This window comes from Streptomyces sp. CC224B (assembly GCF_030010595.1).
In the GTDB taxonomy this organism is placed as follows: Bacteria; Actinomycetota; Actinomycetes; order Streptomycetales; family Streptomycetaceae; genus Streptomyces; species Streptomyces longispororuber.
Map to the genome: position 1 here is coordinate 32,846 of NZ_JASCXL010000039.1, position 12,165 is coordinate 45,010.

The 12,165-nt window shown below is 74.4% G+C and carries 9 protein-coding genes; 3 read left to right on the forward strand and 6 right to left on the reverse strand.

Annotated elements, in window-relative coordinates:
• Positions 1-1,256: 1,256 nt before the first annotated feature.
• Positions 1,257-2,081 carry an SIS domain-containing protein gene (locus QK440_RS17525; RefSeq protein ID WP_282794044.1) on the reverse strand — a complete coding sequence of 275 codons (825 nt, stop codon included), beginning with the start codon at positions 2,079-2,081 and terminating at the stop codon, positions 1,257-1,259.
• A gap of 227 nt (positions 2,082-2,308) precedes the next feature.
• Between QK440_RS17525 and QK440_RS17530 the strand changes: the two genes are divergently transcribed.
• On the forward strand, positions 2,309-3,001 hold the full coding sequence (locus QK440_RS17530; protein WP_282794045.1) for a metal-dependent transcriptional regulator: 693 nt from the start codon (positions 2,309-2,311) through the stop codon (positions 2,999-3,001).
• A gap of 927 nt (positions 3,002-3,928) precedes the next feature.
• Entirely contained in the window at positions 3,929-4,795 is an 867-nt protein-coding gene (locus QK440_RS17535; RefSeq protein ID WP_282794046.1) for an alpha/beta hydrolase, read from the forward strand.
• A gap of 58 nt (positions 4,796-4,853) precedes the next feature.
• Here QK440_RS17535 and pdxH read toward each other — a convergent pair whose 3' ends face one another.
• Positions 4,854-5,495 (reverse strand): pyridoxamine 5'-phosphate oxidase, encoded by a 642-nt coding sequence (pdxH, locus tag QK440_RS17540; protein ID WP_282794080.1) that lies wholly within the window; start codon positions 5,493-5,495, stop codon positions 4,854-4,856.
• A 504-nt stretch (positions 5,496-5,999) separates the two neighbouring features.
• Between pdxH and QK440_RS17545 the strand changes: the two genes are divergently transcribed.
• Complete coding sequence (locus tag QK440_RS17545) at positions 6,000-7,100, forward strand: citrate synthase 2 (protein ID WP_282794047.1); 1,101 nt, start codon at positions 6,000-6,002, stop codon at positions 7,098-7,100.
• 532 nt (positions 7,101-7,632) lie between these two features.
• On the opposite strand, the gene QK440_RS17550 is transcribed toward QK440_RS17545, so the two are convergent.
• The 4 genes from QK440_RS17550 to QK440_RS17565 are packed head-to-tail and all read right to left on the reverse strand — an operon-like array spanning position 7,633 to position 12,152.
• Positions 7,633-8,238, reverse strand: a complete 606-nt coding sequence (locus tag QK440_RS17550; RefSeq protein WP_282794048.1) for a TetR/AcrR family transcriptional regulator — start codon at positions 8,236-8,238, stop codon at positions 7,633-7,635.
• Entirely contained in the window at positions 8,226-8,966 is a 741-nt protein-coding gene (locus tag QK440_RS17555) for an enoyl-CoA hydratase family protein (RefSeq protein ID WP_282794049.1), read from the reverse strand. The genes QK440_RS17550 and QK440_RS17555 overlap by 13 nt, the downstream gene beginning before the upstream one ends.
• Before the next feature lie 55 nt (positions 8,967-9,021).
• Complete coding sequence (locus QK440_RS17560; RefSeq protein WP_282794081.1) at positions 9,022-10,188, reverse strand: acyl-CoA dehydrogenase family protein; 1,167 nt, start codon at positions 10,186-10,188, stop codon at positions 9,022-9,024.
• 5 nt (positions 10,189-10,193) lie between these two features.
• Positions 10,194-12,152: a biotin carboxylase N-terminal domain-containing protein gene (locus tag QK440_RS17565; RefSeq protein ID WP_282794050.1), complete on the reverse strand. Its 1,959-nt coding sequence runs from the start codon at positions 12,150-12,152 to the stop codon at positions 10,194-10,196.
• Positions 12,153-12,165: the final 13 nt, after the last annotated feature.

Below are 12,165 nucleotides of genomic sequence, written 5' to 3' on the forward strand. Positions count from 1 at the left end.
ACAACGCGGCGCTCCAGGAACCTGCCTGGCCGGGACAGAAGATCGACTGCACCAGCGATGCGCAGCTCGAGACCGTACCCGCCGCGCTGCGCACCAGGCAGACAGAAATATTGGTGCTCGGGCAGGAGAAGAACCACCGCGCCAATGACAGAAAACCGCCCACCCAGACGCGGTGCTCCGCTTTGGACCGGCTCTGCGAAGCCGGAGGCGACTGCTCCACGCCGGAGCCGAACGCACAAAGCCCAGGGCAACGGACGGACACGCGGAGAACACCACCACGGAAGTCGCCGGACACAAGTGCGCGCCCCCGAAGTCGAGGAGCAACGGGTGTTGGGTAGCCGGAGAGCCGACGGATTGGCCACAGCGCCCCGTATCAGGGTCGGTCGGTCGAAAGAACCAGGAACCCTGGTCTGCCAGGACACACCGTCGCGACAGCGGCCGGAAGATGACGCGGCAGCAGCACCCCGCGCGGAACTGGACCTGCGAAGCCGTGCAGCAACAGGTGGTGAGCAGCCTGGAGGCGCCGAAGCAGCCGCAGGGGTACGCCTCAGGACGAAACAGGGGGACACCGCTGCAGCAGCGGCAAGGGGACGAAGGCGCGACCACAGCGTCCCACCCCAGAGCCGGACATCCAGACGCAAGGCGCCGGAACCCGTCGAAGTTGAGAAGCAACAGGCGGCCGGAGAGAGCCGACAGTCCAGCCGGGGACAGCACCACCGTGGCCCGCGCAGCCGCCCCAGTACAGGCACTTACCGACGACCGGCATGTCGAAGCCTGTGGCCGCTGTGAGCGCCTTGGCCCACTCCAGTCGCTCTTCCGCTCAGGCGCAGCACCTACGCCGACGCCTGGTCCCCGAAGCCGAGGAGCAACGGGGATGGTGGGCGGGTGGAGGGCCAACGCTCCAGCCACAACGCCGCGCGTCAGGGCCGGGCTGGCGAAGCCGAGGTGGCACGGGTGGGCGGGTGGGAGGCATCGCCGCGACAGCGGCGGAAAGACGGCAAACCAGCCGCAGCGCCCCGCGCCAGGGCCAGGCCAGCGAAGCCGAGGTGGCACGGGTGGGCGGGTGGGAGGCATCGCCGCGGCAGCGGCGGAAAGGTGGCAGACCAGCCGCAGCGCCCCGCGCCGGGGCCGGACCGGCGAAGCCGAGGCCGCACGGGTGGGCGGGTGGGAGACAACCGCCGCGGCAGCGGCGGGGCGGGCGTGGGGCCGGGCCGTGGGGCCAGGGTGGGGCGGGGGACGGCAGCGGCGCCCCGAGCCTAGGGCTGGTGGCGGTAGAAGATCCGCCCCCCGTACTCCCGGAACACCCGCCCGTTCCAGTCGTGCCCCCCGTCCACGTTCCCGGACCGCAGCAGCGGCGGCTGGATCCCCCGCGCGGCGAGCCCGGCCGCCGCCGCGGCCATCGTGGCCTGCATCAGCGCGCTGACGACGACCGTGGAGGCGGGCCCGAAGGGCGCCTCGACGGAGTCGAGGGTGAGCTCCGCGTCGCCGACGGCGATCTTCGAGTCGAGCACGACGTCGCAGTGGTCCTTCAGGAAGGTGCCGGACACGTGCCGCGACTTCGTCTCCTCCGCGTACGCCACGGAGGTCACGCCGATGACCCGCAGGCCGAGCGCGCGGGCGTTCAGGGCCATCTCCACGGGCAGCGCGTTCCGACCGGAGAGGGAGACGACCACGAGGACGTCGCCGCGCCGGACCGGGCTGGAGTCCAGGACGGCCGCCGCGAGGCCGTCGACCCGCTCCAGGGCGGAGCCGAGGGTCGCGGGCATGACGTCCACGCCGATGACGCCGGGTACGGAGAGCAGGTTCATCAGGGCGAGCCCGCCCGCGCGGTAGACGACGTCCTGCGCGGCGAGCGAGGAGTGCCCGGCGCCGAAGGCGAAGAGCCGCCCGTCGGCGGCGACGGTCTCGGCCATCAGCTCCCCGGCGGCGGCGATCGCCCCGGCCTCCTCGTCGCGTACCCGCGTCAGGAGACCGATCGCGGCGTCCAGGTACCGCCCGGCGATGCCGGTGTCCCCGGCCTTTCCGGCCCCTCCGGCCCGTCCGGTCCCGGCCGCGCCCCCGCCGTCCAAGCCGTTGGTCATCCGCGAAGCACCCCTTTGTCCGGCCCAGGTCCCGCCCCGGTCCCGCCGTGGTCCCGCCGCGGTCCCGTCGTGTCGCGGATCACCGTGCGGTCTGAACCAGCACCCTGTCAATACGGCCCACAGGGGCGGCCCGCGGGGGCCGCTTCCGGCGGCGCGACCCGGTTGTCAGTGGTATGCGTCAGAATTGGGAGCAGGGCCAGCGCACGAGCGAATTCTGAGGGGCACCCATGTCGGGGCTGATTGACACCACTGAGATGTATTTGCGCACCATCCTCGAGCTGGAGGAGGAGGGTGTCGTCCCCATGCGCGCCAGGATCGCCGAGCGGCTCGACCAGAGCGGCCCGACGGTGAGCCAGACGGTGGCGCGGATGGAGCGCGACGGCCTGGTGGCCGTCGCCAGCGACCGGCACCTGGAGCTGACCGAGGAGGGCCGCCGCCTGGCCACGCGCGTGATGCGCAAGCACCGTCTCGCCGAGTGCCTGCTGGTCGACGTGATCGGCCTGGAGTGGGAGCAGGTGCACGCGGAGGCCTGCCGCTGGGAGCACGTGATGAGCGAGGCCGTGGAGCGCCGCGTCCTGGAGCTCCTGCGCCACCCCACCGAGTCCCCGTACGGCAACCCGATCCCGGGCCTCGAGGAGCTCGGCGAGACGGACGGCTCCCACCCGTTCCTGGACGAGGGCATGGTCTCCCTCATCGACCTGGACCCGGGCACGGACGGCAAGACGGTGGTGGTGCGCCGCATCGGCGAGCCCATCCAGACGGACGCGCAGCTCATGTACACGCTGCGGCGCGCCGGCGTGCAGCCCGGTTCCGTGGTGAGCGTGACGGAGTCGGCGGGCGGCGTGCTCGTCGGCAGCAGCGGCGAGGCCGCCGAGCTCGGGGCGGACGTCGCCTCGCACGTGTTCGTCGCCAAGCGCTGAGTTCCTCCCGTACGGCGCCGCGGCCCACCTGAGCACGGGCCCGGCGCCCACCACGGCACGGGCCTGACCCCCGCCGTGGCACGGGCTCACCTCAGCCGGGGCACGGGTCCGCCCCTGCCGCGGCGCGGTCCTGCCCAGGCACCGGCACAGCACACCCCGGCCACCACCGCGGCAGCCCGGCCACCCGCACAGCACACCCCGGCGGCCAACGCGGCGCAGTCCAGCCCACCCCGGCCACCGGCACAGCCATCCCGGCCACCCGCCTCCGCCCAGGAACCGGCCGCCCCCTCAAGCCCCCTCGCCCCGCAAGTCCCGTCCCTCCCCACGGGGAACCCGTAAGGGACGGCCGGCAGGCGCCCAGGACACGGCTCCGGGGCCGTGTCCGAGATCCGCCGGGGGCCAAGATTCAGTGTGCGGAATCGCAGCGCCGCGACGATTTGCGTGCGACGCTGTCGCGAGAGGCATATGACCTGACGGCTCTTGACCGTGTCCGCACCCGGACGTGGCCGGGTCGCCACCGGGTCTGGCCGCGCGGCCGGAGGGCCCGGCCGGAGAGAGGACGGAACGATGTGCCCGGGCGGTGAGCAGGGATACGCGGGGCGCGGCACCGGGCGCTCCCGGCGCGTACGTCGCCCCGCCGGTGCGGGGCCCTGGAGCAGAGGGCCCCGGCGCCGTGCGGCGCCGGGGCCTGTCCTCCCCTGTACCGACCCGGAGCCCCGAGCTCTCAGGGTCGTCCCCCTCGGACCGGTCTCCCCGAGCGGCCCGCCTCCCGAGGAAGATCTCCCCTTGGCGACGGCGGTCAATCCTTGAGGATGGTCACCCGAACGAGGGGTGTTGGCGGCAAGACGGCCGCTTTCGAATGGAGGTTCGATAGCGTGCCGGGTGTGAGCTGAGTACCCGAGCGGATCTAGGGGGGTGCCTGGGACCATGGTGCGGCGCATCGACGTGACCGGCGCGGGTGGCGTGAGTCTCGCGGCGTGGGAGTACGCCGACCCTCCCAAGTCCAGAGAGGCCGAGTCGCCGTCGGGCGGCGTGCTGTTGCTGCACGGGCTGATGGGCCGCGCCTCGCACTGGGCGCCGGCCGCCCGCTGGCTCGCCGAGCGGCACCGCGCGGTCGCCCTCGACCAGCGCGGCCACGGCCAGAGCGACAAGCCGCCCGAGGGTCCCTACACCCGCGAGGCGTACGTCGAGGACGCCGAGGCCGCCCTGGAGCAGCTCGGTCTCGCCCCCGCCGTCCTCATCGGCCACTCCATGGGCGCCCTGACCGCCTGGCAGCTCGCCGCGCGCCGCCCCGACCTCGTCCGCGGCGTGGTCATCTGCGACATGCGGGCCTCCGCGCTGGGCGCGGCCTCGCAGCGGGACTGGGAGGCCTGGTTCAAGTCCTGGCCGGTGCCCTTCGCGACGCTGGCGGACGTCCGCAAGTGGTTCGGCGAGGACGACCCCTGGGTGGAGCGGCCCAACCCCTCCCGGGGGGCGTACTTCGCCGAGGTCATGACCGAGGGCCCCGACGGGTGGCGGCCCGTCTTCGACCCCGCGCAGATGCTGAAGTCCCGCGAGACGTGGGTGTACGACGCGCACTGGGAGGAGCTGGTCCAGGTCCGGTGCCCCGCGCTCGTGGTCCGGGGGATCGACGGGGAGCTGGGGCGGGCCGAGGCCCAGGAGATGGTGCGCGTGCTGCCCCGCGGCGCGTACGCGGAGGTGCCCGACGCGGGCCACCTCGTGCACTACGACCAGCCGGAGGGCTGGCGCGAGGCCATCGAGCCCTTCCTCGACGCGGTCCTCACCAATCCCTAGCCGCCCCGCCCGGCACCGCTCCGGGACTCCGGGGCTCCGGCGCTCCGCGGCCGGCCGGTCAGGGGCTCAGGCGGTGCAGGGCCCAGGTGGCGCCCTCGCGGGTGTAGCGGAGGCGGTCGTGCAGGCGGTTGGACCGGCCCTGCCAGAACTCCACCGTCTCGGGCACCACCCGGAAGCCGCCCCAGTGCGGCGGCGCGGGCACCTGCTCCCCCTCCGGGTAGCGCGCGGCCAACTCCGCGTACGCCCCGTCCAGTTCGTCCCGCGAGGCGATCACCGAGGACTGCGCGCTGGCCCACGCCCCGAGCTGCGAGCCGTGCGGGCGGCTGCGGAAGTAGCGGACGGTCTCCTCGCGGCCGGTCCGCTCCGCCGTGCCGGTCACGATCACCTGCCGCGCCATCGGATGCCAGGGGAACAGCAGCGACACGTGCGGGTTGGCGGCGATGTCCCGCGCCTTGCGGGACTCGTAGTTGGTGAAGAACACGAAGCCGTGCCGGTCGAAGCCCTTCAGGAGCACCGTGCGCGAGCTGGGCCGCCCCTGTCCGTCCGCCGTGGACAAGACCATCGCGTTCGGCTCGGCCAGCACCCCGGCCGGCTCCGCCGCCTGCGCCGCCGCCTGCTGGAACCAGCGTCCGAACTGCTCGAACGGGTCGGCGGCGACATCGGTCTCGGCGATCCCGTCGACGAGGTACTGCGCGCGCATGGCGGCCAGGTCAACGGCTGTGGCGGACTCGGATGCGGTGGCGCGGGACTCGGTCACGCGGTCATCTTGCCGTATACGAATGCCGGGGCACGACAGTCGGTTGCCGACGGGGAACGCCTCCCCCGCGCCGGGGCGGCCACGGGCGCACGACGGGCTGAGGACGGGGCGAACGAGCGGCCGACGCCGGGCGTACGACGGGCGCACGGCGGGCGAATACCGGGGCGCGGAGCGGCAGTCGGCGGGCGCGCGGCCCCACCAAGAGGTGATGTGTGGCACTGAGTGCCGCAGTCCATCGCCTCGACTGGCACCAAGGGTTATCGTGCCGAAACCGTATCGGTTGGGTGACATCCGACCGCGCGGGGCATCACCGGGTTACCCCGGAGCGGCGCCGGACCACCGGTCGCACGCATCCGCCGCACAGAGCCGTCGTACAGAGCCGTCGTACAAATCTCGTACACATCATCCCGTACATATCATCTCGTACACATCATGAGGAGCCGCCTGATGTCCGACTTCGTACCCGGACTTGAAGGAGTCGTCGCGTTCGAGACGGAGATCGCCGAACCGGACAAGGAGGGCGGTGCCCTGCGCTACCGGGGCGTCGACATCGAGGACCTGGTCGGCAGCGTCTCCTTCGGCAACGTGTGGGGGCTGCTCGTCGACGGCGCCTTCGACCCGGGCCTGCCGCCCGCCGAGCCCTTCCCCATCCCCGTGCACTCCGGTGACATCCGCGTCGACGTGCAGTCCGCGCTCGCCATGCTCGCCCCCGTGTGGGGCCTGCGCCCGCTGCTCGACATCGACGAGGCCCAGGCCCGCGACGACCTCGCGCGGGCGGCCGTGATGGCCCTGTCGTACGTCGCCCAGTCCGCGCGGGGGCAGGGCCTGCCGATGGTGCCGCAGCGGGAGATCGACAAGGCCGAGACGGTCGTGGAGCGGTTCATGCGCCGCTGGCGCGGCGAGCCCGACCCGCGCCATGTGCAGGCCGTCGACGCGTACTGGACGTCCGCCGCGGAGCACGGCATGAACGCGTCCACGTTCACCGCCCGGGTCATCGCCTCCACCGGGGCGGACGTCGCGGCGGCGCTGTCCGGGGCGGTCGGGGCCATGTCCGGGCCGCTGCACGGGGGCGCCCCGTCCCGGGTGCTCGGCATGATCGAGGAGATCGAGCGGACCGGGGACGCCGTCGCGTACGTGAAGCAGGCGCTGGACCGGGGTGAGCGGCTCATGGGCTTCGGGCACCGGGTGTACCGGGCGGAGGACCCGCGCGCCCGCGTGCTGCGGCGGACCGCGCGGGAGCTGGGCGCTCCTCGCTTCGAGGTGGCGGAGGCGCTGGAGAAGGCGGCGCTGGACGAGTTGCACGCGCGGCGGCCGGATCGGGTGCTGGCCACGAACGTGGAGTTCTGGGCGGCGATCGTCCTCGACTTCGCCGAGGTGCCGGCGCACATGTTCACGTCGATGTTCACGTGTGCGCGGACTGCGGGGTGGTCGGCGCACATTCTTGAGCAGAAGCGGACGGGGCGGTTGGTGCGGCCTTCGGCGCGGTATGTCGGGCCTGCGGCCCGGGGGCCGCGGGAGATCTCCGGGTACGAGGACATCTCGGGCTGAGCCCGCGCGGGGCGCCCCAGACCCACCCCTCCCCGAACCGGGGGGCTGCCGCCCCCGGGCCCCCGCCACTCGTCTGGGGCTCCGCCCCTCTCCCCCTTCTTCGGCGCTCCGCGCCTCGTCCTCAAACGCCGGACGGGCTGGTACTTCCCGCGACTCGCCGTCGTCGGCTGCCTGCTCGCCGACGACGGCGCCCAGCGGACGCTTCCCGGCCCGTCCGACGCTTGAGGACAAGGCCGAAGGCCGCATCCGCCGCGGAGCGATGAATCACCGTCAGCCGACAACGGCACGCACCGGACACTCCCAGCCCGTCCGGCGCTTGAGGACGAGGCCGCCAGGCCGATGGGAGGGCGGGTGGGTGGGGAGCGCTCCGGCAGGCGACGGCGGTGGGACGTGGGACGGTTTCAGCCCGTCCGGCGTTTGAGGACGAGGCCGCCAGGCCGATGGGAGGGCGGGTGGGTGGGGAGCGCTCCGGCAGGCGACGGCGGCGGGACGCGGGGCGGCTCCAGCCCGGCCGGCGGTTGAGGGCGGGGCGCTAGCGCAGGGCCTCGGTGAGGAGGAGGCCCCACTGGCGGACCACCCGGTCCCTGCGGGGCGCGTCGTCCGTGAGGAGGTTGGCCAGGCCCAGGCCGCGGGCCATGTCGAGGAGGCCCTGGACGGTCTCGCGTGCGCCGGGGCGGGACTCGTCGACGGCCAGGAGCTCCACCGCGATGCGGTGGGTCTCACGGCCCACGCGGGCCTCCAGCTCGGCGACGCGCGGCCCGAGCTGGGGCTCGTTGGACGCCGCCACCCACAGGTGCAGGGCCGCCCGGAACAGGGGGCCGGTGTAGAGGTCGACGAGGGCGGCGACGACCGCGCCGCGGTCGGCCGCCCGGGCGCCCTCGGGGAAGAGCCCCCGCAGCGCCTCCGAGCGCCGTTCGGCCACGTACTCCACGGCCGCCGTGAACAGGTCCTCGCGGGTCGGGAAGTGGTGCTGGGCCGCGCCCCGCGACACCCCGGCCCGCTCGGCGACGACGGTGACCGTCGAGCCGGTCCAGCCGTGCTCGGCCAGGCACGCCACCGCCGCCTCAAGCAGCCGCTGCCGCGTGGCCCGGCTGCGGTCCTGCTTGGGCGCGCGGTCGGCCTCGGTCACAGCACCCATGGGGGCTCCCGTCGTTCCAGGAACGCCGTCATGCCCTCGCGCGCCTCGGCCGAGCGGAAGCGGCGCGCGGACAGGGCGACGACGGCGTCCGTCTCCTCGTCGAATGCGGTGAGCACCTTAGCCGTGAGGAGCTTCTTCGTGTCCGCGAGCGCCGAGGGGGCGGCCTTGCGCAGGCCGTCGAGGACCGGCGCGAGGGCGGCGTCCACGTCGTCGTCGTACGCGGTGACGAGGCCGATGCGCGCCGCCTCCGCCGCGCCGAAGCGCTCCCCGGTGAGGTGGTAGCGGCTCGCCGCGCGGGCGTCGAGGCGGGCGAGGAGCGGCATGGAGATCACCGCGGGCACCACGCCGATGCGCACCTCGGTCAGGGCGAACGTCGCGTCCGGGCCGCCCGCGACCGCGATGTCGCAGGCGGCCAGGAGGCCGAGGCCGCCGGCCCGTACGTGGCCGCGCACCCGGGCCACGACCGGCTTCGGCACCTCCACGACCTGCCGGAGCAGCGCCACGAACGCCGCCGGGTCCGGTGGCTGCCGCAGGTCCGCGCCCGCGCAGAACGTCGACCCGGTGTGGGTCAGGACGACGGCCCGCACGCCGTCGTCCCGGCCCGCCCGGGCCAGCGCCGCGGCGAGCTCGCCCACCAGGGCGCCCGACAGGGCGTTGCGGTTCGCGGGCGAGTCGAGCGTCAGCGTCACCACGCCCCGCTCGGGTTCCGACGCGGTCACCACCGCCATCGCTCCACCTTTCCCCAGAGGATTCCGAGAGGATTCCGTACGGCCCGGAGGCGGTTCAGTACGACTTCGGCAGGCCCAGCGTCTGGTGCGAGACGTAGTTGAGGATCATCTCGCGGCTCACCGGGGCGATCCGGGCCACCCGGGAGGCCACGATCAGTGAGGCCAGGCCGTACTCCGCCGTCAGGCCGTTGCCGCCGAGGGTGTGCACCGCCTGGTCGACGGCCCGCACGCAGGCGTCGGCCGCGGCCAGCTTCGCCATGTTCGCGGCCTCGCCCGCCGCCACGTCGTCCCCGGCGTCGTACAGCCGGGCGGCCTTGCGGGTCATCAGGCTCGCGAGCTCCAGGTCGACGTGGCACTGGGCGAGGGGGTGCGCGATGGCCTGGTGCGCGCCGATGGGGGTCTTCCACACCGCGCGCTCCTTGGCGTACTCCACGGCCCGCGCGAGGGCGTACCGGCCCATGCCGAGGGAGAACGCGGCCGTCATGATCCGCTCCGGGTTCAGGCCCGCGAAGAGCTGGAGCAGGCCCGCGTCCTCGTCGCCGACGAGCGCGTCGGCGGGCAGCCGGACGTCGTCGAGGACCAGCTCGAACTGCTTCTCGGCCGCCTTGAGTTCCATCTCGATGGGGCGCCGGGTGAACCCGGGCGCGTCCCGGTCCACGATGAACAGGCACGGTTTCAGCCTGCCCGTGCGCGCGTCCTCCGTACGGCCGACGACGAGGGTGGCGTCGGCGATGTCGACGCCGGAGATGAACACCTTGCGGCCGGTCAGGAGCCAGTCGCCGGTGGCCAGGTCACGGCGGGCCGTGGTGGTGATGCGGTGGGAGTTGGAGCCCGCGTCGGGCTCGGTGATGCCGAAGGCCATGGTGCGGCTGCCGTCGGCGAGCCCCGGCAGCCACCGCCGCTTCTGCTCCTCGGTGCCGAAGCGGGCGATCACCGTGCCGCAGATCGCCGGGGACACCACCATCATCAGCAGCGGGCAGCCCGCCGCGCCCAACTCCTCCAGGACGAGGGAGAGTTCGTCGATGCCGCCGCCTCCGCCGCCGTACTCCTCCGGGAGGTTCACGCCCAGGTAGCCGAGTTTCGCCGCGTCCGCCCACAGGGCGTCGGGGTGGGCGCCCTCGCGGACGACGCGGGTCAGGTAGTCGCGGCCGTAGCGGCGGCCCAGCGCGGCGACGGCGGCGCGCAGCGCGGTGTGTTCCTCGGTCTCCAGGACGGTGCTCACACTGGTCATGCTGAGATGTCCTCCCGCGAGGCGGATGGGGCTCCGGATGGGGCTGGGGTTGCGGGTGCGGTCGACGCTCCGGGCGTGGGGGCCGACTCCTGTACGACGGCGAGCAGCGCGCCCACCTCGACCTGGCGGCCCGGTTCGGCGTGCAGCGCGGTGAGGGTGCCGGTGGCGGGGGCGGTCACGCGGTGCTCCATCTTCATGGCCTCCAGCCAGATCAGCGGCTGCCCGGCGGTGACGGCGGCGCCCTCCGTGAGCCCGTCGGCGACCCGCAGGACCGTGCCCGGCATGGGCGCGAGCAGGGAGCCGGGTTCCTGGCGGGCGGTCGGCTCGGGGAGCAGGGGCAGCGGGACGAGGGCCAGGTTGCCGACGTAGACGTGGTCGGTGCCGGCGTAGCGGCGCACGGGGTACACGCGCCGGACGCCGTCCACGTCGAGCGTCACGCGGTCGGGCGCGGTGTCGAGGACGCGGACGCCCTCCACCTGGAAGCCGTCGCGCGTGGCCGCGTACCGCACCTCGTGCTCGACGCCGTCGGCGGCGCCCCGGTAGCGCTTGACCTGCGGCTGCGAGCGCAGGTTGCGCCAGCCGCCGAAGCGGGAGCGGCCGCGGGCGTCGGCGAGGGCGGCGGCCAGCGGGGCGTACCGCGTCCACGGGGTGGTGTCGGCGGCGGTCAGCTCGGCGAGGTGCCGGTCGTAGAAGGACGTGTCCATGCGCCCGGCGGTGAACTCCGGGTGGCGCAGGGAGCGGACGAGCAGGTCGCGGTTGGTGACCGGGCCGTGCACCGTGGTCCGCTCCAGGGCGCCCGCCAGCGCCCGGATCGCCTCCGCGCGTGTGGGGGCGTACGCGACGACCTTCGCGAGCATCGCGTCGTAGTGCACGCCGACGGTGTCGCCGTCCGCGTACCCGGTGTCCAGGCGCACCCCGTCCGGCACGGCCAGGCGGTGCAGGGTCCCGGTCTGCGGGGCCCAGCCGGCCGCCGGGTCCTCGGCGTACAGGCGGGCCTCCACGGCGTGCCCGGTGGGCCGGGGCGGGTGCGGGCCCTCCAGGGGGTGGCCCTCGGCGACGCGGAGCTGGAGCGCCACCAGGTCGACGCCGCAGACCTCCTCGGTCACGGGGTGCTCCACCTGGAGGCGGGTGTTCATCTCCAGGAAGTGCGGGGTGCCGTCGGCGGCGACGAGGAACTCCACGGTGCCCGCGCCCCGGTAGCCGACCCTGCGGGCCACGCCGGTCGCCAGCTCGTACAACCGCTCCACCAGGTCCTCGGCGAGGCCCGGGGCCGGGGCCTCCTCGACGACCTTCTGGTGGCGGCGCTGGAGCGAGCAGTCGCGCGTGCCCAGCGGCCACACGGTGCCGTGCGCGTCCGCGAGGAGCTGCACCTCGACGTGGCGCCCGCCCTCCACGTAGGGCTCGACGAACACCTCGCCGTCCCCGAAGGCGCTCGCGGCCTCGGCGCGGGCCGCCGCCAACTCGCCGGGCAGCGCGCCCAGTTCGCGTACGACACGCATGCCGCGCCCGCCTCCGCCGGCCGCCGCCTTCACCAGGACCGGCAGATCCGCCTCCGTGACGTCCTCGGGGGCCAGCGGGGCGAGGCCCATCAGCTCCTTGGCGCGGGTCTTGGACGCCATCGCCCCGATCGCGTCCGGGGGCGGCCCGATCCAGACCAGGCCCGCGTCCTCGACGGCCCGCGCGAAAGCGGCGCTCTCGGAGAGGAAGCCGTAGCCGGGGTGGACGGCGTCGGCGCCGGTCGCCCGCGCGGCGGCCACGGCCAGGTCGCCGCGCAGGTACGTGTCGGCCGGGGCCGCGCCGGGCAGCCGTACCGCCTCGTCGGCCTCGCGGACGTGCAGGGCGTCCGCGTCGGCGTCGGAGTACACGGCGACGGTGGCGATGCCGAGGCGGCGGCAGGTGCGGAAGACGCGGCAGGCGATCTCGCCGCGGTTGGCCACGAGCAGCTTGGAGATCATGGGACTCGCCTCT